The sequence below is a fragment of the Streptomyces sp. NPDC002403 genome, from assembly GCF_053593015.1.
The window spans coordinates 80357-103909 of sequence record NZ_JBSFBQ010000007.1 but is presented as its reverse complement, the minus strand read 5'-3'; the positions used below and the strand labels follow the sequence as shown (position 1 = coordinate 103909).

17 protein-coding genes are annotated in these 23553 nt (G+C 71.3%); 8 read left to right on the top strand and 9 right to left on the bottom strand.

Annotated features, from left to right (window positions below):
• Positions 1-79: 79 nt before the first annotated feature.
• From ACWCPY_RS11185 to ACWCPY_RS11165, 5 genes are read left to right on the top strand one after another with little or no spacing between them, the layout of a single operon-like run.
• On the top strand, positions 80-1321 hold the full coding sequence (locus tag ACWCPY_RS11185; RefSeq protein ID WP_451264047.1) for a CDP-alcohol phosphatidyltransferase family protein: 1242 nt from the start codon (positions 80-82) through the stop codon (positions 1319-1321).
• Entirely contained in the window at positions 1318-5871 is a 4554-nt protein-coding gene (locus tag ACWCPY_RS11180; RefSeq protein ID WP_451264046.1) for a bifunctional glycosyltransferase/CDP-glycerol:glycerophosphate glycerophosphotransferase, read from the top strand. Before ACWCPY_RS11185 ends, ACWCPY_RS11180 begins: the two co-directional genes overlap by 4 nt.
• Positions 5861-6664 carry a rhamnogalacturonan acetylesterase gene (locus ACWCPY_RS11175; protein WP_451264045.1) on the top strand — a complete coding sequence of 268 codons (804 nt, stop codon included), beginning with the start codon at positions 5861-5863 and terminating at the stop codon, positions 6662-6664. The genes ACWCPY_RS11180 and ACWCPY_RS11175 overlap by 11 nt, the downstream gene beginning before the upstream one ends.
• A gap of 13 nt (positions 6665-6677) precedes the next feature.
• Positions 6678-7421 carry an Ig-like domain-containing protein gene (locus tag ACWCPY_RS11170; RefSeq protein ID WP_451264044.1) on the top strand — a complete coding sequence of 248 codons (744 nt, stop codon included), beginning with the start codon at positions 6678-6680 and terminating at the stop codon, positions 7419-7421.
• A complete protein-coding gene (locus ACWCPY_RS11165; protein ID WP_451264043.1) occupies positions 7418-8716 on the top strand; it encodes a phosphodiester glycosidase family protein in 1299 nt (432 codons plus the stop codon). The genes ACWCPY_RS11170 and ACWCPY_RS11165 overlap by 4 nt, the downstream gene beginning before the upstream one ends.
• 128 nt (positions 8717-8844) lie before the next feature.
• On the opposite strand, the gene ACWCPY_RS11160 is transcribed toward ACWCPY_RS11165, so the two are convergent.
• The 5 genes from ACWCPY_RS11160 to ACWCPY_RS11140 all read right to left on the bottom strand — a co-directional run bounded on the left by ACWCPY_RS11160 (position 8845) and on the right by ACWCPY_RS11140 (position 15510).
• The gene (locus ACWCPY_RS11160; RefSeq protein WP_451264042.1) at positions 8845-10974 is read right to left on the bottom strand and encodes a 3-hydroxyacyl-CoA dehydrogenase NAD-binding domain-containing protein; all 2130 of its coding nucleotides are present in this window, start codon (positions 10972-10974) and stop codon (positions 8845-8847) included.
• Positions 10971-12200 (bottom strand): thiolase family protein, encoded by a 1230-nt coding sequence (locus ACWCPY_RS11155; RefSeq protein WP_451264041.1) that lies wholly within the window; start codon positions 12198-12200, stop codon positions 10971-10973. The genes ACWCPY_RS11160 and ACWCPY_RS11155 overlap by 4 nt, the downstream gene beginning before the upstream one ends.
• 303 nt (positions 12201-12503) lie before the next feature.
• Positions 12504-13778 carry an HRDC domain-containing protein gene (locus ACWCPY_RS11150; RefSeq protein WP_451264040.1) on the bottom strand — a complete coding sequence of 425 codons (1275 nt, stop codon included), beginning with the start codon at positions 13776-13778 and terminating at the stop codon, positions 12504-12506.
• 115 nt (positions 13779-13893) lie between these two features.
• Positions 13894-14556, bottom strand: coding sequence for a helix-turn-helix transcriptional regulator (locus tag ACWCPY_RS11145; RefSeq protein ID WP_024488613.1), 663 nt, complete (start codon positions 14554-14556; stop codon positions 13894-13896).
• A 294-nt stretch (positions 14557-14850) separates the two neighbouring features.
• Positions 14851-15510: a DUF3000 domain-containing protein gene (locus ACWCPY_RS11140; protein ID WP_451264039.1), complete on the bottom strand. Its 660-nt coding sequence runs from the start codon at positions 15508-15510 to the stop codon at positions 14851-14853.
• 91 nt (positions 15511-15601) lie between these two features.
• Between ACWCPY_RS11140 and hemE the strand changes: the two genes are divergently transcribed.
• Positions 15602-16675, top strand: coding sequence for a uroporphyrinogen decarboxylase (gene hemE, locus ACWCPY_RS11135; protein WP_451264038.1), 1074 nt, complete (start codon positions 15602-15604; stop codon positions 16673-16675).
• A gap of 25 nt (positions 16676-16700) precedes the next feature.
• Here hemE and ACWCPY_RS11130 read toward each other — a convergent pair whose 3' ends face one another.
• Together ACWCPY_RS11130 and ACWCPY_RS11125 are read right to left on the bottom strand one after the other, a co-directional pair.
• Positions 16701-18086 carry an FAD-dependent oxidoreductase gene (locus ACWCPY_RS11130; RefSeq protein WP_451264037.1) on the bottom strand — a complete coding sequence of 462 codons (1386 nt, stop codon included), beginning with the start codon at positions 18084-18086 and terminating at the stop codon, positions 16701-16703.
• A 37-nt stretch (positions 18087-18123) separates the two neighbouring features.
• Entirely contained in the window at positions 18124-19098 is a 975-nt protein-coding gene (locus ACWCPY_RS11125) for a DUF4349 domain-containing protein (protein WP_451264036.1), read from the bottom strand.
• Positions 19099-19223: 125 nt separating this feature from the next.
• Between ACWCPY_RS11125 and hemG the strand changes: the two genes are divergently transcribed.
• A complete protein-coding gene (hemG, locus tag ACWCPY_RS11120; RefSeq protein ID WP_451264035.1) occupies positions 19224-20711 on the top strand; it encodes a protoporphyrinogen oxidase in 1488 nt (495 codons plus the stop codon).
• 4 nt (positions 20712-20715) lie between these two features.
• Positions 20716-21444, top strand: a complete 729-nt coding sequence (gene hemQ, locus ACWCPY_RS11115) for a hydrogen peroxide-dependent heme synthase (RefSeq protein WP_093542266.1) — start codon at positions 20716-20718, stop codon at positions 21442-21444.
• A 161-nt stretch (positions 21445-21605) separates the two neighbouring features.
• On the opposite strand, the gene ACWCPY_RS11110 is transcribed toward hemQ, so the two are convergent.
• Both ACWCPY_RS11110 and ACWCPY_RS11105 read right to left on the bottom strand, forming a co-directional pair.
• On the bottom strand, positions 21606-22412 hold the full coding sequence (locus tag ACWCPY_RS11110) for a TIGR04222 domain-containing membrane protein (protein WP_451264034.1): 807 nt from the start codon (positions 22410-22412) through the stop codon (positions 21606-21608).
• A 79-nt stretch (positions 22413-22491) separates the two neighbouring features.
• A complete protein-coding gene (locus ACWCPY_RS11105; RefSeq protein WP_451264033.1) occupies positions 22492-23553 on the bottom strand; it encodes a TIGR04222 domain-containing membrane protein in 1062 nt (353 codons plus the stop codon).

The following is a 23553-nucleotide window of genomic DNA, read 5'->3' as shown; positions in this document are numbered from 1 at the left end:
CTCGTGAACATTCGGATGCCCCTCGACTGTGTATGGATGGACGGGGGCCTGCCGCTGTCGTTCTCGTGACTGAGGGGTTATGGCCAAGCTGTCCTTGCGTGCCGTCCAGAAGCTCACCTGCAAGAAGCGCGACGCGTGGTGGACGGTGATCCTGGTCGACCCCGTGGCCACGCGGATGCTCATCGTGATGGCGCGGTTCAACTTCATCACGCCCAACCGTGTGACGTGGGCGGCGCTGTTCGTCGGACTCGGTTCCGCCGGGTTCTTCCTCAAGGGCGACATGCAGTCCCTGATCATCGGTGCGGCGCTCTATCACCTGAGCTTCATCCTCGACTGCATCGACGGGAAGCTCGCGAGGCTCAAGGGCAACGGCACCGTCTTCGGCGGCTGGCTCGACTACGTCTTCGACCGCATCAGGGTGCTCTTCTGTGCCCTCGCCCTGATGGGCGGGCAGTACCTGCGCAACGGTGATGAAAGGTTTCTGCTCGCCGCGCTGATGGTCGTCTTCCTCGACATGCTCCGGTACGTCGACGCGCTTCAGATCTACAAGATGCGCATGTCGATGCGGACGAAGATCGAGAAGGTCACCCAGGAACGCCGCGAGGCGGAACGCCTGGCCGCCGGCGCGATCCAGGCGGAGCCCGAGGCGCAGCGGATCCGGTTCATGGAGGACCTGCTGCGGGAGAACCCCGAGGCCGAGGCGGAGCTGCTCAAGGAGCAGGCGGGCGCCGGACAGGTGGTCGACCTGCACGCCCAGTTCCGCCACCGGTTCCCCTGGTACCTCCGGGTGCGGCAGGCGCTGCTGCGCAGCCGTATCAGGCCGCACCTCATCAGCGGCATCGAGTTCCAGATGTTCGTCTTCATCGTGGGACCGCTGATCGGCCAGATCCTCCTGACCACGGTGGTCTCCGCGGTCCTGCTGGGGATCTTCGAGCTGATCATCATGTACAAGTTCTGGCTCTCCACCCGCGACTTCACCCATGTGATGGCCGAGCTGTCGCAGACCCCGTCCGGCGCGGGCTCCATCGCCCCCCACCTCCACCGGGGCCGGCACCGCCGCGGTGTGCAGGGCGACCCGCTCGCCGACCCGGCGTTCCAGGCACCGCCGCCCCACGAGGACCCCGGATTCCAGCCGTACCCCGAGCCCTACCCCGCGTACGAGCCGCAGCTCCCGCCGCTCCCGGAGCGGCCGACGCAGATGTACCGGCCGCTGGGGACCCAGGGGTACGACCACCCGGCACCGGGGCAGCAGCAGGTGTACGCCCCTTATCCCGTGCCGCCCACCCACGGATACCCGGGAGATCGAGAGGGCGTCGGATGAACCGCGAACAGGACACACCCGACGTCTGGGTCACGGTGGTCATCCCCGCGTACAACGCGGCCACGACGATCGGCAAGGCACTCCAGTCCGCAGTCAACCAGACGTACGAGCTGGTCGAGGTCGTCGTCGTCGACGACGCCTCCACGGACAACACCCTCGACGTCGTGAAGAACTTCGCCGGGAACAACCACCGCGTCCGCGTGCTCCGCCGGCCCACCAACAGCGGCGGCGTCGGTGCGCCCCGCAACCTGGGCATCGCGCAGGCCGCCGGCCGGTACGTGATGTTCCTCGACGCCGACGACGAGCTTCCGCCCCGCGCCTGCGAGCTGCTGCTGGCCGGCGCGCTGGAGAGCGGCAGCGACATCACCGCGGGCAAGGCCGTCCGGGTCAACCGGGCCACCGGCGAGAGCGAGGGCTGGGCCCCCGAGGTGTACGCGCTGGCGCGCACCGTGCCGGGCCTGGCGGAGTTCCCGCTGATGCTCGCCGACCCGATCGCGGCGGCCAAGCTGTACCGGGTGGACTTCCTCCGGGCGGGCGGGGTCTGGTTCCCCGAGGGGGTCTTCTACGAGGACACCTACTTCTCCACCGTGGCGGGCTGCCTCGCCGACGGGATCACCATCATCACCGACCCCGTCTACCGGTGGATGTGGGAGCCCGAGGGCGGATCGATCACCGGCCGCACGGGCGAGCTGCGCTCCATCAACGACCGGGTAGCGGTGCACCGCGCCACGGACGCCTTCCTGCTCGACCGCGGCCTGTGGCAGCTCAAGGTCCGCAAGGACTCGAAGTTCCTCGCTCACGACCTGCGCCTGTACATGCGGGCGCTCGCGGAGGGCGACCCGGAGTTCCAGCAGGGATTCGCCGAGATCGCGAGCAACTACCTCTTCTCCATCAGCGACGAGGCCTTCGAGCTGTGCGACCCGGTCGACCGGGTCCGGGCCTACCTCGTCATGTACCAGGAGATCGAGGCGGCGCTCACCACGCTCGACTACGTGCAGCGCAAGAGCGTGCTGTCCTCCTTCCTCGTGGAGGAGGACGGGCGGGTCTACTGGTCGGGCGACCATCTGCATCTGCCGGACGCCCGGCGCATGCTCGATGTGACGGAACTCGGCCTCTCGGCGGCCAGGCTCGCCCAGGAACCGCTCTTCGCCCAGCTCGACCAGTGGTCCGTGGCCGACGGGAAGCTCCGCTTCGACGGCAGGCTGGTCAACCGCTTCGGGCGGATCGAACCCGGGCACGACCTCAAGCTGACCCTGGCCGTGCGCAACCGTCACACGAAGAAGGACGTCACGGCCCCGATCGACGGCGTCGAGGTCGACGAACGGTTCGTCGGCTTCGGGGGAACCGTCGATCTGCCCTCCGTCCTCGGCGACGAGTTCTCCGAGAGCACGGTCTGGAACGTATCGGTCGTCGTCGAGTGGAACCGCGCCAGGTCCCGCTCCCCGCTCAATGTGCGGGACGTGGAACTCTCCGGGCTGCACTTCTTCGCGAACGGGGAGGAGCTGGAGGGCTACCGCACGATCAGCGGCAACCTCGCCCTGCGGGCGGCGACGGCGGGCCGCCGGACCTTCGAGTCCGCGCAGAACGACCCCGACGCGCCGTGGATGTGGTGGCGCAACCGGCTCCACCCGCCGATATCCCGCCTCGACCACCCCTTCGAGATGGCCGTCGTCGTGCCCTGCTACAACGTGGCCAAGTACCTGGACGACTGCCTCGGGTCGATCGCGGCGCAGGAGGGCTTCGCCGCCACCCAGGTCATCCTGGTGGACGACGGCGCCACCGACGAGACACCCCGGATCCTCGACAACTTCGCGCAGTACTACGCCAACGTCACGGTCGTCCACCAGACCAACGGCGGACTCGGCAACGCCCGCAACAACGGCCTGGACCGGGTCACCGCACCGTATGTGACCTTCCTCGACTCCGACGACATCCTCGGCGAACGGGCCCTGTCGCACATGCTCCAGGCGGCCTGGCGGGACGGCTCCGAGCTGGTCGTGGGCGACCTGGTGAACTTCCCCGACCGGCCCTACGGCCCCTGGAAGCAGTACTTCGGCCAGGGCGACCGCCTCATCGACGACTTCGCCTCCGTACCCGATCTGATCTTCAGCGGATCCGCGTGCAACAAGCTGTTCAGCACGCAACTGCTGCGTGGGCTCGGGGTCCGCTTCGGCGAGGGAGTCCACTTCGAGGACTCCTGGGTCACGCTGCCGAGCATGCTGCGGGCCAACGCCATCAGCCTGGTCGACCGCCCCGTGTACTACTACCGCGGGCGCCCCGACGGGTCCTCCATCATGGACTCCCTGTGGAGCAAGCCGGCGAACTACCGGGACCACCTGCGGCTCAACCACTTCCTGCTGGACTGCACAGCGACCGAGCGGGCCGACGTCCGGCACATGTTCCAGCGCTATGCGGCCCGTACCTACAAGGGCTTCCTGTGCAACGCCCGTAACGTCATGGGGCGGACGCAGCTGGAGGAGATGTTCCCGGACATCTGCCGCCACTACGCGCAGATACCCGACGACGTCATCCTCGAATACGCCACCAACCCCGCCCAGCAGCTCGACCACTACGCGGCGAAGAGCGGGAACTTCGAGCTCTTCTGCAACCCGGAACCGGCGCTGGAGAACGCCCCGCTGGCACTGGAGATCGACGACGACGGCTTCCACCGGACCTTCCCGGGAGGCAGCCGGAACACCCGCACCGCCCGCGTCAACGACCCCAACGTCGTCGTCGAATCGGTCCGTACCCGAGGCGATGTGCTGGTCGTCGAGGGCTGCCTGGCCTTCCCCGGCATGAACATCAGCGGCCCCATGGAGAACCCGCTGGAGTTCGTCTACCAGACCGCGCACGCCAAGATCGTCGTGCCGCTGCGCCAGGTCGCCCGGCGCGACCTGTGGAACACCCGCAACGGCCGCGACCTGTACGCCGGCTGGTACGCGGAGATCCCGGTCGAGGACCTGGCACGCAGTGGATTCGGGGTCGGCGACTTCCGGCTCCGGGTGCACCGGGAGGATCATTCGCGCCAGCGCAACATCGTCATGAAGGCGCGCCTCCCGCTGCACCGGCTGAAGGGCCCCGGCCGGATCGCCGGCTACCGCTACATGCTGACCATCGGGGGCCAGGACGCGCTGCACCTGCGGCTCGTCGACCGGAAGGCCGGCGCGCGGGCGAAGCACCTGCTGTGGCGGATGTCCCGTGAGATCCGCATCCTCAAGACCCGCAACCCGGGCTGGCGGATGCGTCTCGCCTACTGGCTCGTCCATCCCTTCCTCAACCGCCGTGAGATCTGGCTCATCGGCGAACGGTCGGACACGGCCCAGGACAACTCGTACCACTTCTTCAAGTGGATGCGTACCCACCGCAAGCGGCGCAAGGCGTACTACGTCATCGACGGGAACTCGCCCGACTACGAGAAGGTCGCTCCCTACGGCAGGGTGATCAAGCTCGGTTCCTTCAAGCACCGGATGTATCTGCTGCATGCGACCAAGCTGATCGGCTCGTACGACTCCGAGTCGTACCTGCTGCCCGAGGGCTACCGGAAGGTGCTCTTCCTGCACCGGTTCGGCGAGCTGCTGAAGTACCAGCGGGTCTTCCTGCAGCACGGAATCATCTACAACGACGTGACCTCGGGTGTGGACCAGCGGATCACCAGTTACGACATGATCGTGACCACGGGCCGTCAGGAACGCGCCTACCTGGCGCGCGAGGCCGGCTTCGGCGACCGCGCGGTGCTGGCGGGCCTGCCCAGGTTCGACGCGCTGCGGCGCGAGCCGAGGGAGCGTCCGCGGATCCTGCTCATGCCGACCTGGCGGCAGTGGATCGTCACGGCCTCCTACAAGAAGTCCGCGGGCCCGGCCAAGACGGCCTTCACCCAGTCCGAGTACTTCCGGTTCTACCGGTCGCTGCTCTCGGACCGGAGGCTCGTCGCGGCCCTGGAACACCACGGCGTCGACCTGGAGTTCTTCCCGCACTACGAGATCCGGCCCTACCTGCACAACTTCCGGATCGACTCCCCGGCGATCGAGGTCGCCGACCCCGGGACGCGCAATGTCCAGGAAGCCATGAAGGAGTGCTCCCTCATGGTCACGGACTACTCGTCCGTCTTCTTCGACGTGGCCTACATGGGGATCCCGCTCGTCCATGTGCCCTTCGACGAGGAGGACTTCTACGGACGCCACTACAAGCGGGGCTACTTCGATCTGACGGAGCACGGCTTCGGCCCGGTCTGCCGCACGGTGGACCAGGCCGTCGACGCGATCATCGCCTCGATGGCCGGGAACTTCACCGTCGAGAGCCCCTACCGCGAGCGCGCGGAACAGTTCTTCGCGCACCGCGGCGCGGGCAACTGCGAGCGTGTCTACGAGGCGATCGACGCCCTGGGCACGGCGAGCGCCGCCGATCTCGGCCCCTCGGGACCCGTCGCCGCACTGCCCGCCGTCCGCACGCACCCGGACGACGGAACGCGGAGCGCGCGGGACATCGGCCGGACGGCCGTGCCCGCGGCGGACCGGGGGACGCACGAGGACGGGTGGGACCGTGCTGTCTGACGGGAACGCCGGGCAGGGCAGGCCCCGCCGGATCTTCCTCGCGGGTGACTCCGCCGCGGTGACGCGGGAGGCGAGCAAGGCGCCCATGACGGGCTGGGGCCAGGTGCTCCACTTCTTCCTCGACTCGCGGGAGGTGGAGATCGTCAACTGCGCGCGGGCCGGAGCGAGTGCCCGCACCTTCAGCGAGCGGGGCAGGCTCGACTGGATCCTCCAGCACATCCGCCCCGGGGACTATCTGTTCGCCTCCTTCGGCATCAACGACGCCAAGCCGGAGGAGTGGCTCCGCACGGAGGCGTACGGCGACTTCCCCCACCACCTGCGGAAGTTCGTCGACGGCGCGCGCGAACGCCAGGCCCATCCGGTGCTGATCAGCCCGCCGGAACGGGACACCCACGATGTGCACGGCAACATGCCGAGGAGCATCACGGAGTACCCGATGGCGATGCGCGACCTCGCGGCCGAGTGCAGCGTTCCGTACATCGACCTCTACGACCGGAGCCACGGCTGGTGGCAGGGGCTGGGGCCGGAGGGCGTACGTCCCTTCTTCATCCACCTCGAACCGCAGGAGCACCCGAACTATCCGGAGGGTTTCCACGACCCCGGTCACATGACGCCGGAGGGTGCCATCGCGTGCGCACGCTATGTCGCCTACGCGCTGGTGGAACAGCGGATCGTGCCGGCGCACTGGGCCATCAACCTCGACCGGGCGGACCTTCCCCCGGAGTGGGTGACCTGGCTCGACGAGGAGACACACGCCGAGCTGACCAGGTCACGCACGCTGGGCTCGAACTGAGAGTCGGACGATCATGAGTACCTTCACCCTCACCGGAATGCGCAGCGTCCAGCAGGACGATCCCTCGATCGTGGCGTACATGGAGCTCCGGTCCACCGCGGACCCCCGGCTGCCCGTCGAGCCCGGCCGGCAGATCGACTTCGAGTGGATCCTCACCCCGCACGGCGACGGCACCCGCTACTACGGCTACCTCATGGCCGCCTCGTTCGACTCGGTCGCCACCATCGAGAACATGGCCGGAATGAGCCTGCTGCCCTCGGGCGACCGGTACGCGACATCGACCGGCCCCGGCGTCGAACGCGTGGCCAGGTTCACACTCCGGGTGAACCGGCACGTCGCTCCCGACGCCTTCCTCGTCCCCGTCCTGCGCGCCGGCATCATCGCCGACGGCGGAAAGGGGCTCACCTCCACCACGTTCTCCCTGAAGAACCATGGATTCCGCATCGCCCCGCTGCCTCCGCAGGGACGGAGCATGACGGTGGTGCCCGGACACCGCGGAGTGCTGACCGGTCTCACCGCCGGGATGGGCGAGGACGTCCGGCTGGTCGGTGTCGGACCCGCCCGGCACGGGGTGACGAGCGCCGAGGCGGACGGCGCGGTGACGTACCACCCGTTCTCCGGTCATCTGGGCTACGACTGGTTCGACTACGTGCTCGACGCCGGCGCCGGCCGCCTGGTCCCCGGCCGGGTGACGGTCCACGTCGGGGACCTCGGCGAGACACCCGGAGTGCTCGGAGGCCGGGCACCGGGAGCATGAGGCCGTACCGGGGACGCCTCGCGCGGTGGTGTGCGGCCCTGCTGGCCCTGGCGGCGACGGCCACCGGCTGCACCGGACACGCTCCCGCCGGGCGCGACGTCCTGCCGCGCCCGTCCCGGCCGGCCGGGGAGTGCGGGCAGGGCCTGCCGTGCGGGGTGGGGGAGAAGTGGATCACCCGCCGGCTGGCGGACGGAGCGCGGGTCTCCATCGGCGTGGTGACCGTCCGTCCGTCCGCCCGTGTCACGGTGAAGCCGGTCGTCGGCGACCATCTCGCGACCACCGAGACCGTTCGCCGGACGGCGCGGCGCGAGCGGGCCGTGGCCGCGGTGAACGGCTCCTTCTTCGACATCGCCGGCTCCCCGGTCTTCAGCGGCTATCCAGGAGATCCGCTGGGCATCCTGGTGGTCGACGGCCGGCTGCTCAGCGAGGCGGCGAACGGCCGGACCGCGCTGATCCTGCCCGGCCCCGGAGGCCGGCCCCGCATCGACGAAGTGCGTTCCGGGATGCGGCTGACCGCGCCGGACGGCGCGGTGCGTGAGCTGGACGGGGTCGACCGGGTGCCGGGCAGAATCGTCGGCTGCGGGGGCACCGGCGGGGACCGGCTGGCCGGTACGGGGCTGCCGGAGCAACGGCCCCGGCACAACCGACTCTGCCTGGACGACAGCGAGATCGTCGCCTTCACACCCGACTGGGGCGCACATTCACCCCCCGGCGCACCCGGCAGCGTGGAGGCCGTGCTCGACCAGGACGGGCGGGTGACGCAGCTCCGCAACCCCGCCGGCGGCGAGATCCCGCGAAGCGGCTCCACCCTCACCGGGATCGGGGAGGGCGCCGACTGGCTGCGGGAGCACGCCCGTCAGGGACCGCCGTTCGTCCGCCGGACGACCGTGACGGACGGGAGCGGGCGGAGCATCCTGGCGCCGGGAGTCTCGGTGCTGGGCGCGGGCCCCGCGCTGCTGCGCGGCGGGGAGACATGGATCAACGCCGCGGCCAACGGCTTCACGGGCGACACGTCGACCGAGCGCCGGCCCCGCACGGTCGCCGCCGTGACGGCGGACGGCACACTCCTGCTCGCGGTCTTCGACGGCCGCAGCCCCGCCGACGCGGGCGTCACCCTGCGGGAGGCGGCGGGGATACTGCGCTCCCTGGGTGCTCGGGACGCCATCAACCTCGACGGCGGAGGCTCCACCACGATGGTGGTGAACGGACGGCTCCGCAACCGGCCCAGGGATACGGAGGGAGCGCCGGTACGGGAACGCGCGGTGGCCGATGCGCTGGTCGTCGTGGCGCGCTGACGTGCACGGGCGACCCGACACCTCGCGGGCGTACGCGGACCCGTGCGTACGCGGACCCCGCCCCATGCGGAACGGGCCGTACGGAGAGGTCTCCGTACGGCCCGTCCGATACTGCCGGCCGACCGGTGCTACGCCGGAACGCTCGCCACGCCCTGCGCGAGGAACTTCTTGCCGTTCACCCGCTCCGAGACGCCCTCACGGTCCAGGTACGGCGTGATACCGCCCAGGTGGAAGGGCCAGCCCGCGCCGGTGATCAGGCAGAGGTCGATGTCCTGGGCCTCGGCGACGACGCCCTCGTCCAGCATCAGACCGATCTCCTGCGCCACCGCGTCCAGGACCCGGTCGCGGACCTGCTCCTCGGACAGGACGGTGTCGCCCTGCTCGAGGAGGGCGGCGACCTCGGGGTCGAGGACCGGCGCGCCGGAGTCGTAGACGTAGAAGCCGCGCTTGCCGGCCTTGACGACCGCCGCGAGGTTCTGCGAGACGGTGAACCGGTCCGGGAAGGCGCGGTTCAGGGTCTCGGAGACATGCAGACCGATGGCCGGGCCGACCAGCTCCAGCAGCACCAGCGGGGACATCGGCAGGCCGAGCGGCTCGATGGCCTTCTCGGCGACCTCGACCGGGGTGCCCTCGTCGATGACGTTCTGGATCTCGCCCATGAAGCGGGTGAGGATGCGGTTGACGACGAACGCCGGGGCGTCCTTCACCAGCACCGCGGTCTTCTTCAGCTTGCGGGCGACACCGAACGCCGTGGCCAGCGAGGCGTCGTCGGTCTGCTCGCCGCGGACGATCTCCAGCAGCGGCAGGATCGCGACCGGGTTGAAGAAGTGGAAGCCGACGACCCGCTCGGGGTGCTTCAGCTTCGACGCCATCTCGGTGACCGAGAGGGACGAGGTGTTGGTGGCGAGGATCGCGTGCGCCGGGGCGACCGCCTCGACCTCGGCGAACACCTGCTGCTTGACGCCGATCTCCTCGAAGACGGCCTCGATGATGAAGTCGGCGTCGGAGAAGCCCTCCGCCTTGTCCAGCACACCGGAGACCAGGGCCTTCAGACGGTTGGCCTTGTCCTGGTTGATACGGCCCTTGCCGAGCAGCTTCTCGATCTCGGCGTGGACGTAGCCCACACCCTTGTCGACGCGCTCCTGGTCGATGTCGGTCAGCACGACCGGCACCTCCAGGCGGCGCAGGAACAGCAGCGCCAGCTGCGAGGCCATCAGACCGGCACCGACGACGCCGACCTTGGTGACCGGCCGGGCCAGGTTCTTGTCCGGTGCACCGGCCGGGCGCTTGGCGCGCTTCTGGACCAGGTTGAAGGAGTAGATCCCGGAGCGAAGCTCACCGCCCATGATCAGGTCCGCGAGGGCCTGGTCCTCGGCGTCGAAGCCGGCGCCCAGGTCGCCGTTCCTCGCCGCGGCGATGATCTCCAGCGCGCGGTAGGCGGCCGGGGCGGCGCCGTGCACCTTGGAGTCGGCGATGGCCTTGCCCCGCGCGACGGCCTGGTCCCAGGCCTCACCGCGGTCGACCTCGGGACGCTCGACCACGACCGTGCCGTTCAGCACGTTCGCGGTCCAGATCAGCGACTGCTCCAGGAAGTCGGCGCCGTCGAAGAGCGCGTCCGCGATCCCGAGCTCGAAGACCTGCTTGCCCTTGAGCTGACGGTTCTGGTTCAGCGAGTTCTCGATGATGACCGAGACCGCACGGTCGGCACCGATCAGGTTGGGGAGCAGCGCGCAGCCGCCCCAGCCCGGGACCAGACCGAGGAAGACCTCGGGCAGCGAGAAGGCGGGCAGCGCCCTGGAGACGGTGCGGTACGAGCAGTGCAGGCCGACCTCGACACCGCCGCCCATCGCCGCGCCGTTGTAGTACGCGAACGTCGGGACCGCGAGGCCGGAGAGGCGGCGGAAGACGTCGTGGCCGCCCTTGCCGATGGCCAGCGCGTCGTCGTGGTTCTTCAGCAGCTCGACGCCCTTGAGGTCGGCGCCGACCGCGAAGATGAACGGCTTGCCGGTGAGGCCGATACCGGTGATCGCACCCTCGGCGGCCTCCTTCTCGACCTGGTCGACGGCGGCGTTCAGGTTCGCCAGCGACTGCGGTCCGAAGGTGGTCGGCTTGGTGTGGTCCAGGCCGTTGTCCAGCGTGATGAGGGCGAAGCGGCCCGCACCGGCCGGAAGGTCCAGGTGGCGTACGTGCGCCTGGGTGACGACCTCGCCGGGGAACAGCTCGGCCGCACCCTTCAGAAGCTCGGTGGTGGAGCTCACTTGCTGCCTCCGTCTGCCTTGTCGAAGTGCGGGTTCTCCCAGACGACCGTCGCGCCCATGCCGAAGCCGACGCACATCGTCGTCACGCCGTAGCGGACCTCCGGCTGCTCCTCGAACTGCCGGGCCAGCTGCGTCATCAGACGCACACCGGAGGAGGCCAGCGGGTGACCGTAGGCGATGGCGCCGCCGTACTGGTTGACGCGCGCGTCGTCGTCGGCGATGCCGTAGTGGTCGAGGAAGGCGAGCACCTGGACGGCGAAGGCCTCGTTGATCTCGAACAGACCGATGTCGTCGATGGTCAGACCGGCCTTGGCCAGGGCCTTCTCGGTCGACGGGATCGGACCGTAGCCCATGACCTCCGGCTCGACACCCGCGAAGGCGTACGAGACCAGGCGCATCTTGACCGGGAGGCCCAGCTCACGGGCGACGTCCTCGGCGGCGAGCAGGGAGGCGGTGGCGCCGTCGTTGAGACCGGCGGCGTTACCGGCCGTGACCCGGCCGTGGGCACGGAACGGGGTCTTCAGACCGGCGAGCGACTCCAGGGTCGTACCCGGGCGCATCGGCTCGTCGGCGGTGACCAGGCCCCAGCCGGTCTCGCCGGCCTCGGCGTTGGTGCGGCGCACCGAGATCGGCACCAGGTCCTGCTGGATCTTGCCGTTGGCGTACGCCTTGGCGGCCTTCTCCTGCGAGCGGACCGCGTACTCGTCGGCACGGAGCTTGGTGATCTGCGGGTACCGGTCGTGCAGGTTCTCCGCGGTCATGCCCATGAACAGCGCGGACTCGTCGACCAGCTTCTCCGAGACGAAGCGCGGGTTCGGGTCGACGCCCTCGCCCATGGGGTGGCGGCCCATGTGCTCGACACCACCGGCGACGACGACGTCGTACGCGCCGAAGGCGATGGAGCCGGCCGTCGAGGTGACGGCGGTCAGCGCGCCCGCGCACATGCGGTCGATGGAGTAACCGGGGACGGACTGAGGCAGCCCGGCCAGGATTCCGGCGGTACGGCCCAGCGTCAGGCCCTGGTCGCCGATCTGCGTGGTCGCGGCGATGGCGACCTCGTCGATCCGCGCGGGGTCCAGGTCCGGGTTGCGGCGCAGCAGCTCCCGGATGGCCTTCACGACGAGATCGTCGGCGCGGGTCTCGTGGTAGATGCCCTTCGGGCCCGCTTTGCCGAACGGGGTGCGGACGCCGTCGACGAAGACGACGTCCCGGATGGTACGAGGCACGGTGGCTCTCCTCCAGGGTGCGGGATGGCACTGCTGCGCGGCCCGCCCGGAAGCGCGCCGCCACCATCATGCTACTTGCGGGTAACCAGACTGCCCACCCCCCGCGGCGGGAGCGGCGAAGGTCACATGCGGGCGGGCCCGGTGCGCGGGCCCTTCCGTCCCGGGCCGCGGCGTCGGCGCGCGGCGGCCCGGCCCCGGAAACGCCGATCGCCGGACGGGCTGGAACCAGCCCGTCCGGCGATCGGGAACACCACTCGGCCACCGGCCGCACAACCTGGCGCGATTGCGCCCCCGTCGGAGCCCTCAGGCCGCCGGCGTCAGCGCGCGGAGCAGCAGCGGCGCCACCTGCTCGATCTGCCAGCGACGCGCCCCGTACCCGGCGAGCGCGGTCTCCACCGCGTCCGGGGACGGGTTCCTGGGCGGCTCCCAGCAGATCCGGCGCACCGTGTCCGGGGTGATCAGGTTCTCCTGGGGCATGTGCAGCCGCTCGGCGAGCTCCGACACCGCGGTGCGGGCGGCCGAGAGCCGGGCCGCCGCGGCGGGGTCCTTGTCCGCCCAGGCGCGGGGCGGCGGCGGACCGGCGAGGGTCTGGCCGGGCTGGGGGAGCTCGGCGTCCGGCAGCGCCTTGGCCCGGTCGACGGCCGCCTGCCACTGCTCCAGCTGGCGCCGCCCCATCCGGTGACCGAACCCGGGCAGCGCGGTCAGCGCCTGGACGTTCGGCGGGAGCGCGAGTGCCGCCTCGACGATCGCGGCGTCGCCCAGCACCTTGCCCGGCGAGATGTCGCGGCGCTGCGCGACCTGGTCACGCGCCGTCCACAGCTCCCGTACCACCGCCATCTGGCGGCGACGGCGGACCTTGTGCATGCCGGACGTGCGGCGCCAGGGGTCCTTGCGCGGGGGAGCGGGTGGCGCCGAGGCGATCGCGTCGAACTCCTCGCGGGCCCACTCCAGCTTGCCCTGCCGGTCGAGCTCGTCCTCCAGGGCGTTGCGCAGGTCGATCAGCAGCTCGACATCGAGCGCCGCGTAGCGCAGCCAGGGGTCGGGCAGCGGGCGGGTGGACCAGTCGACGGCGGAGTGGCCCTTCTCCAGCGAGTAGCCGAGCACGTTCTCGACCATGGCGCCGAGGCCGACGCGAGGGAAGCCGGCCAGCCGCCCGGCCAGCTCCGTGTCGAAGAGCCCGGTGGGAGCCATCCCTATTTCGCGCAGACAGGGCAGGTCCTGGGTGGCGGCGTGCAGGATCCACTCGCTGCCGGTCAGGACCTCGCCGAGGCCCGAGAGGTCGGGGCAGCCGACGGGGTCGATCAGCGCGCTGCCCGCGCCGTCACGGCGCAGCTGCACGAGATAGGCACGCTGGCCGTAGCGGTAGCCGGAGGCCCGCTCGGCGTCGACGGCCACCGGGCCGGAACCGGCCGCGAAGGCGGCGATCACCCGGGCGAGGGCGTCGTCGGACGCCACCACCGGGGGAATGCCCTCGCGAGGTTCGAGCAAGGGGATCGGCGCCGGGGCGACGTCGTCCGGGGGAGCGCCCCCGGTGGTTCGCAGTGATGTGTCTGCTGCGGTCTCTTGGGCGTCGGTCACGTGTCAAGGGTATCTGTGTATGTACGGCGCCCGTCGACGGAACGTTCCGTCGACGGGCGCCGATGAATGCAAACCAGCCGGTCCGTGCCTGTGCGGACCCGCCGGAACGTGGGCGTCAGTGGATGATTCCCGTGCGCAGGGCGACGGCGACCATTCCTGCGCGGTCTCCGGTGCCGAGCTTGCGGGCGATTCGGGCGAGGTGGCTCTTGACGGTCAGGGCGGACAGGCCCATCGAGACGCCGATGGCCTTGTTGGACTGGCCCTCGGCGACCAGCCGGAGGACCTCGACCTCGCGGCCGGACAGTTCGCGGTAGCCGCCCGGGTGGCTCGGGGTGCCGGGGGGCCGGCGGTGCATACGGGCGGCGTTGGCGCCGATGGGGGCGACGCCGGGACGGGTGGGGTGGCCGATATTGGTACGTGTGCCGGTGACGACGTAACCCTTCACACCGCCCGCGAGGGCGTTGCGTACGGCGCCGATGTCATCGGCGGCGGAAAGGGCGAGGCCGTTCGGCCAGCCGGCTGCTCGGGTCTCGGACAACAGGGTCAGCCCGGAACCGTCGGGCAGGTGGACGTCGGCAACGCAGATGTCGCGCGGGTTGCCGACGCGGGGACGAGCCTCCGCGATGGACGACGCCTCGATGACGTCACGTACTCCGAGGGCCCACAGATGGCGGGTGACGGTGGAACGGACGCGCGGGTCGGCCACGACGACCATGGCCGTCGGCTTGTTCGGGCGGTAGGCGACCAGGCTTGCGGGCTGCTCTAGGAGAACGGACACCAGGCCTCCTGGGGAGTGGCGGGACGGGCCGGCTCGGGGATGAAGCCGGGGCGAACCGTGCTTGAAGGGTCATTGACCTCTTCGGCAGCAGACCCGTGCTCCTTTAGGGGAAGATCACGATTTCGTGAGTAACAATTCGGGCAAATCGGACATGCGATCGATTGTACGAAAAGAACGCCGGTAACTGGGCGGCGAATGTGACGCACAGTTACCGGCGGGGGATGATTTCGGCCAGAGGTGAAGTCCGGCGAAGAAGTCGGCGGGAGAAGAAGTCCGAGAGATCCGCGAGAAAGCTCAGGGAACCTGCGGGCCGCGACGCTGCGGGAGGGTCACCACCGCCGCGTCGACGGGACCCGACGGCGGCAGGCCGGCGATCTGGCACAGCAGATCGCCCCACGCCATGAGATGCGCGGCCGTGTCCGGCACCCCGCCCCGGCCCTCGCGCGGCGTCCATGACGCCCGGATCTCGATCTGGGTCGCCGGGCGTCGGGTGCCCAGCGCGCCGAAGTAGTGCGAGCCCGCCCGGGTCACCGTGCCGCCCGCCTCCCCGTACGACAGACCGCGCGCCTCCAGCGCACCGGTCAGCCACGACCAGCACACCTCCGGCAGCAGCGGATCGGCGGCCATCTCCGGCTCCAGCTCGGCCCGCACCAGCGTCACCAGGCGGAAGGTGCCCTGCCAGGCGTCGTGCCCGGCCGGGTCGTGGAGCAGCACGAGGCGGCCGTCCGCGAGATCGTCCTCGCCGTCGACGACCGCGGCCTCCAGGGCGTACGCGTACGGAGCCAGCCGCTTGGGCGGCTTCGTCGGCTCCACCTCCAGCTCGGGTCGGAGCCGCGCCGAATGCAGCGCGTCCACCGCCGACCGGAACGCGGGCGGGACGGAACCACCCTCCTCGCTGTCCTTGCTGTCAGCGCCATCGGTTTGATCGGAGAACTGTCCCTGAGCCGGAGCCATGCGGGGAAGAGTAGGCGGAACCGGCGCTTCGTGCAGGGAGGGACACCCGGGCGGGCCCGGCTGCATACCGCTTCGTGCGAAGATTCCTGGTGTGAGTGCCAACGATCGCCCCATGGGCCAGCAGACGAAGACCTCCGCCACCCATGAGTCGGCGTTCCTGAAGGCGTGCCGCCGCGAACCCGTGCCGCACACGCCGGTCTGGTTCATGCGGCAGGCCGGGCGCTCGCTGCCCGAGTACCTGAAGGTCCGCGAGGGCATCCCGATGCTCGACTCCTGCATGATGCCGGAGCTGGTCGCGGAGATCACGATGCAGCCGGTCCGCCGGCACAAGGTCGACGCCGCGGTCTACTTCAGCGACATCGTCGTACCGCTCAAGGCCATCGGGATCGACCTCGACATCAAGCCCGGTGTCGGCCCGGTCATCGCCGACCCGATCCGTACCCGCGCCGATCTGGCCCGGCTGCGCGACCTCACGCCCGAGGACGTCGGCTACGTCACCGAGGCCATCGGCCTGCTCACCGCCGAGCTGGGCGCCACCCCCCTGATCGGTTTCGCCGGGGCGCCCTTCACCCTCGCCAGCTACCTCGTGGAGGGCGGCCCGTCCCGCAACCACGAGCACACCAAGGCCCTGATGTACGGCGACCCGCAGCTCTGGGCGGATCTGCTGGACCGGCTCGCCGAGATCACCGGCGCCTTCCTCAAGGTGCAGATCGAGGCGGGCGCCTCGGCCGTCCAGCTCTTCGACTCCTGGGTGGGCGCGCTGGCCCCCGCCGACTACCGGCGCTCGGTGCTGCCCGCCTCGGCGAAGGTCTTCGAGGCCGTCGCCGGGTACGGCGTCCCGCGCATCCACTTCGGCGTCGGCACCGGTGAGCTCCTCGGCCTGATGGGCGAGGCGGGCGCGGATGTCGTCGGCGTCGACTGGCGCGTCCCGCTGGACGAGGCCGCGCGCCGGGTCGGGCCCGGCAAGGCGCTCCAGGGCAACCTCGACCCCGCGGTGCTGTTCGCGCCGACGGCGGCGGTGGAGGAGAAGACCCAGGAGGTGCTGGACGCGGCCGCCGGCCTCGAAGGCCATGTCTTCAACCTGGGCCACGGCGTGATGCCGACGATGGACCCGGACGCGCTGACCCGGCTCGTCGAGTACGTGCACACCAGCACCGAGCGCTGAGCCGCCGGAGCCGGGCACCGCGTACTCAGTCGGTGCCCGCCCGGCGCACCGCGGTCACCGCCTTGCGGGCCGCCACCAGGACGGGGTCCCAGACGGGGGAGAACGGCGGGGCGTAGCCCAGGTCGAGGGCGGTCATCTGCTCCACCGTCATCCCGGCCGTGAGCGCCACGGCAGCGATGTCCACGCGCTTGGCCGCCCCGTCCCGGCCCACGATCTGCACCCCGAGCAGCCGCCCCGTGCGGTACTCCGCGAGCATCTTCACCGTCATCGGCCGCGCCCCCGGGTAGTAGCCCGCCCGGCCCGTCGACTCGATCGTCGCCGTGACGAACCGCAGGCCCACCGCGCGGGCGTCCTTCTCGCGCAGCCCGGTGCGGGCGATCTCCAGATCGCACACCTTGCTCACCGCCGTGCCGACCACCCCCGGGAACGTCCCGTAGCCGCCCGCCACGTTGGACCCGATGATCTGGCCGTGCTTGTTGGCGTGGGTGCCCAGCGCGATGTGACGGGTGCGGCCCGCCACCAGGTCCAGGACCTCCACGCAGTCGCCGCCCGCCCAGATGTTGTCGTGCCCGACGACCCGCATCGACAGATCGGTCAGCAGGCCGCCGTGCGGGCCCAGCGGGAGGCCGACGGCGCGCGCCAGCGTCGTCTCCGGCTCCACCCCGATGCCGAGCACCACCACGTCCGCCGGGTAGGAGGCGTCGCCCGTGGCGACCGCGCGGACCCGGCCGTCCGGACCGGTGCGGATCGCGGTGACCTCGGCCCGGTCGACCGTGGTGATGCCGAGCCCGTCCATCGCGTCGTGCACCAGCCGCCCCATGTCGGGGTCGAGCGTCGCCATCGGCTGCTCGCCGCGGTTGAGCACGGTCACGTCGAAGCCGTGCTTCAGCATCGCCTCCGCCATCTCCACGCCGATGTAGCCCGCCCCGACGACGACCGCCCGCCTGCTGCCCGGCGCCCGGTCCAGCGACTCCAGCAGCGCCTGGCCGTCGTCCAGCGTCTGCACCCCGTGCACCCCGGGCGCGTCCATGCCGGGCAGCGCCGGGCGCACCGGGCGGGCGCCCGTGGCGATCACCAGCTTGTCGAAGCCCGTCCAGTACGCCTCGCCGCTGCCCAGGTCCACGGCCCGCACCCGCTGCCCGGCGACATCGATCTCCGTGACCTCGGTGCGCGTCCTGAGGTCGATGTCGCGGGCCCGGTGCTCCTGAGGCGTACGGGCGATGAGCGCGTCCCGGTCCGTGACGTCGCCGCCGACCCAGTACGGGATGCCGCACGCGGAGTACGAGGTGAAGTGGGAGCGCTCGAAGGCGACGATCTCCAGCCGGTCGGGGCCCTTGAGCCTGCGGGCCTGGGACGCGGCGGACATGCCCGCCGCGTCACCGCCGATGATCACCAGTCGCTCCGCCGTCATGCCTGGTCCCTTCGACACCGAGTCCGAAGGGACCACGCTACGACGCCGGGGGAGCGGGCGAGGAACCGGCGGCCCCGGACGTCCGCTGCTTGTGGCGTCCGGGCAGCCGGTGGCGCAGCAGCCGCCACAGCAGCAGGAGCACCGCGAGCGCGGCCAGGAACGGGGCCGCGGCGCCCACCGCCATCGCGAGCCACAGCAGCACCGTCACGAAGGCGTGCCAGCCGCCGGAGAGCGCGTCCAGGAAGCCGGGGCCGTCGTCGTCGCCGTCCTTCGCCGCCGTCTCCGGTTCCGAGAGGTCGAGGGTGATCGTGGCGAGCGAGGTGCGGTCCGCCAGCGACGCCTGCCGGGCGAGCAGCGACTCCAAGGACGCCTGACGGCTGCTCAGTTCGCCCTCCAGCGTGACCACGTCGCTGAGCTTCCCGGCCTGCTCCATCAGCTTCCGCACGCGCGCCACACTCGCCCGTTGGGTGGCGATCCGGCTCTCCACGTCGACCACCTGGTCGGTGACGTCCTTCGCCGTCGAGGTGCGCGACAGCAGCTTCCCGGTGCCCGCGAGCTCCTTCAGCACCGCGTCGTACCCGCCCTGCGGAACGCGCAGCACGAGGTGGGACGTCTCATGGGTGTCGTCGACGCGCTCGGTCTCCTCGTCGGCCACCAGACCGCCCGAACCCTCCGCGACCGAACGGGCGACCGCGGCCGCCCTCGGCACGTTCTTCACCTCCACCGAGAGCGCGGCGGTACGGATGACATGGGTGCCTGCGGGCAGGGCATCGGACTTCTTCCGCTGCGAGGGCGCACCGCCCGCTCCCTGCTCCGCCTTCCCGGACGCGGCGTCGGCGGCGCCCCGCTCCGCCGCGCCGAGCGCCTTCTTGCTGTCCCCGGAACTCGCGTCGCTCGCGCTGTCCGACGCACCGCAGCCGCTCAGCGCGAGGAGGCCGGCGACCAGACCGGCCGCCAGAAGCATGCGCGGACGACGGACGGTTGAACGGCCGGGATACCGGTAGGTCTGCATGACTGCCCCCCAAGGCGGGTCGTTGACGATGCCGGTTCGACGCAGGGCCCCCGCCGAGGGTTGCCGAATGACGGTTTCGAAGCAGTCACGTTCAGGACTCGGAAGAGGTTTGAGAGAGTGGGGGCATGCAGCGTTCACACAACCGCGCGGTCCAGGGCACCGGACATGTCGTCGTCATCGGCGGAGGCATCGCCGGTCTCGCGGCCGCCCACCGGCTCCTGGGGGCCGGACTGCGCGTCACCCTGCTCGAAGCCACCGAGCGGCTCGGCGGCAAACTCATGACCGGTGAGATCGCCGGGACCCGGGTCGACCTGGGCGCCGAGTCGATGCTCGCCCGGCGCCCGGAGGCGGTCGGCCTGGCTCGCGACGTCGGGCTCGGCGACCGGCTGCAGCCACCCGCCACGGCCACCGCCTCGGTCTGGACGCGCGACGCCCTGCGGCCCATGCCCAAGGGCCATGTGATGGGCGTGCCCGGCGATCCGGCGGCGCTCGGCGAACTGCTCTCCCCCGAGGGCCTCGCCCGCATCGCGCAGGAGCGCGACCTCACCCCGACCACCGTCGGCGACGACGTCGCCGTCGGCGCGTACGTCGCCGACCGCCTGGGCCGCGAGGTCGTCGACCGGCTCGTGGAGCCGCTGCTCGGCGGTGTGTACGCGGGCGACGCCTACCGGATCTCGATGCGCGCCGCCGTACCGCAGCTCTTCGAGGCGGCCCGGGAGGGCGGCTCGTTGCTCGACGGGGTCCGGCGCATCCAGGAGCGGGCCGCGGCCCGGCAGGAGACCGGACCGGTCTTCCAGGGCATCGACGGCGGCATCGGCACCCTGCCCGGCGCGGTCGCCGACGCCGTACGCGCGGCGGGCGGGGAGATCCTGACCGCCACCCCCGTCCTCGGTCTGAGCCGGACCGCCGAGGGCTGGGACGTACGCACGGACAGCCGGGTGATCACCGCCGACGGCGTCGTGCTCGCCGCCCCGGCCCGGTCCGCCTCCACCCTGCTCGCCGCCGAGTCCCCCGCGGCCTCCGCCGAGCTCGCCGCCGTCGAGTACGCGTCGATGGCACTCGTCACCATGGCGTTCCGCCGCTCCGACGTCGCCGCCACGACCGCACTCGACGGCCGCTCCGGCTTCCTCGTCCCCCCGGTCGACGGCCGCACGATCAAGGCGTCCACCTTCTCCTCCCACAAGTGGAACTGGGTCGCCGAATCGGCCCCGGACCTCTTCGTGCTGCGTACCTCCGTCGGCCGCTACGGCGAGGAGGACCACCTCCACCGCGAGGACCACGAACTCGTCGACGTGTCGCTGCGCGACCTCGCCGAGGCGACCGGACTGGCCGCGAAGCCCGTGGACACCGAGGTCACCCGGTGGACGGGCGGACTGCCCCAGTACCCCGTGGGCCATCTCTCCCGGGTCGCCAGGATCCGTGACGAGGTCGCCGAGCTGCCCGCGCTGCGGGTCTGCGGAGCGGTCTACGACGGCGTCGGCATCCCGGCGTGCATCGCGAGCGCCCACCGCGCCGCGGACGAAATCGCGGCCGGGCTCGGCGGCGGTTCCGGGGAAGAGATCATCGCCACGTCGACCCTGGTTACGGGCACACGGAGCGAGGCGGGACAATAGCCGTATGAGTGCGCCTGAGACTGTGAAATCAAGCAAGGGCCCCAACGCGGGTAAGAAGGCCAAGGACCTCAACGAGGTCATCCGCTACACGCTGTGGTCCGTCTTCAAGCTGCGCGACGTCCTGCCCGCGGACCGGGCCGGTTACGCCGACGAGGTCCAGGAGCTGTTCGACCAGCTCGCGGCCAAGGACATCACCGTCCGCGGGACCTACGACGTCTCCGGCCTGCGTGCCGACGCCGACGTCATGATCTGGTGGCACGCCGAGACGGCGGACGAGCTGCAGGAGGCGTACAACCTCTTCCGGCGCACCCGGCTCGGCCTGGCACTGGAGCCGGTCTGGTCGAACATGGCGCTGCACCGCCCCGCCGAGTTCAACAAGTCGCACATCCCGGCGTTCCTGGCCGACGAGACGCCGCGCAACTACATCAGCGTGTACCCCTTCGTGCGCTCCTACGACTGGTACCTGCTGCCCGACGAGGACCGTCGCCGCATGCTCGCGGACCACGGCAAGATGGCCCGCGGCTACCCCGACGTCCGGGCCAACACCGTCGCCTCCTTCTCGCTCGGCGACTACGAGTGGATCCTCGCCTTCGAGGCCGACGAGCTCTACCGCATCGTCGACCTGATGCGTCACCTGCGGGCCTCCGAGGCGCGGATGCACGTCCGTGAAGAGGTCCCGTTCTACACGGGGCGCAGGAAGTCGGTTGCAGACCTGGTGGCCGGGCTCGCGTAGCGAGCGGGCTCCGACCACCCCAACCCGGAAGATCAGACGGCGGGCACCGGCGCATTCGCGCTGCCCGTCGTTCCAGCGACACCGGGTTCGGCTCCGGGTGCGGCGCGCCTCCAGCGCGCCGCACCGGCGTCATCCGCACCAACCGTGACGGACCGGCGGTACTACCGCAGAGGTCCGCCCGCCCTGCCGCCGAGCGCGGCCCGCAGCGCCGGATCGGCCACGGCGCGCACACCCCGTACGGCGAGCGCCGCCAGGACATCGCGGTCCGCCCCCGCGGCCGGGACCTCATTCGCGGCCAGCAGTCGCTGACCGGCCGGTGAGGCCCACGAGCCGTACGGATGGATCTCCATCCGGGCAATGATCAGACAGCCGACGGTCAGCGCGAACGGCAGCCCGAACCAGACGAGCAGCGACATCACCGCCCCGCCGGGCCCGTGTTCCTGACCGGGCGTCAGCAGCACCGCACCGCCCATCGCGACCACCAGCACAGCCGCGCCCCGCACCGCGCGCACCGCGCCGACGACATCGCTCCCGGCATCGCCGGGCAGCGCCAGGCCGGCGGCGACGAGCCGGTCGGCCAGGGCGCGCACGGCGTCGGTGGTGACCGCGGCCGCCCGCACCGGCGTTATCCGGGACTGGCCCTGCGGACCTATCGCCCGTATCACCGTGCGCTCCATCTCGTCGCGGCCCTCCGGGTCGACGACCGTCGCCCAGCCGGTGTGGGCGAGCAGCAGCCGTCGGCGCAGATGCATGGTGGCCAGCGCCAGATCGACCACCCGGTGGGGGCCGCCGGCCAGGAACGCGGTCTCGTACAGGGTCAGTTCATGACCGGTGCCGGTGCCGGTGCCCGGCCCTGCCTCCTCGGACGCGTCGGACAGCAGCCCCGTGCGGGCCGATACGAGGCAGAGCCGTGCACACGAGATGGCTGCCGCACCCCATGCGACCAGCAGGAACAGAACCCAGAACATGGCGGATTCCTATGCGAGGCGGGCCGGGAAAGCCATGGCCTGTTCATCATGCGGACGAGCCGGCGGCGCCGAAAGGGCCCTAACTGCCACAACTGGAACCGCCACAACTGGAACCGCCACCGCAGCTGCTGCCGGAGGAACAGCTGGAACCGCTGCTGCCGCCGCAGCCGGAGCCGCTCGACCCGCCGCAGCCGGAGCCGGACCCCGATCCACAGCCTGACCCGGAGCTGCATCCGCCCCCGCCTCCGCCGCTGCCCCCGTCGCCGGAGCTCCCGCAACTGCCCTGCCCGGGGCTCGTACCGGCGCACCACACCACCGGAGCGAGGAGCAGGGCGGAGGCGCCCGTGGAGGCCGTCGCCGCCGTCCGCCCGTGCAGGCCCGCCCCCCGTCCGCCCGACTGCATCCGGGCCGCCGCGATCAGCTGGACCCGGAGCACGGGATCGGGGAGGGCCCGCAGCCCTTGCGTGGCGACCAGATGGGCCGGCTGCGGGTTGCCCGCCCGGGCGGAGCGGTACGCCTCGGCGGCCCGCCGCCCCGACCTGGTGACGCGTCCCCGGGCGATGCCGGCGCAGATGAAGCCGGTGAGGAAGCCGGGGATCAGGACCGGGAGCACCTTGAAGACGAACGGCACGGGGGAGTCCGGGGAGAGTTCGTCGGACAGCGACTGCGTGACGGTCGCCACGACGGTGAGCGGCACGGCCAGTACGCAGAGCAGTCCCTGGGCGATGCCCCAGCGGCGCAAGATCCGGCCCGAGGCGGGCGCGGCCAGCAGACCGCGGGCCGCGAGTCCGTCGCCGATCTCCTGCACCGCAGGGTGCCGCATCACTGCCTCGCGCAGGGTGTGCAGCGCGCCGCTGGGGGCCGTGGCGTGTTCCTGGAGCACCGCCCGTTCCACCGGGTCCCGGGCGTCGGCCAGCTGGACGGCGACGATTCCGGGACCGCCGACGGCGATCCGCCCGTCCGCCTGCATCGCGGTGAGCGCGGTGTCCACGACCCTGCCCGGACCGCCGTTGAGGAAGGCGGTCTCGTAGAGGTCGTGGACCGAGCCGCCGGCGCCGCCACGGGCCCGCGCCAGTCCCACGATCAGGAGGACGGAGGAGACCACGACGCCGAGATCCACCAGCAGTGCCAGGGTGTTCAT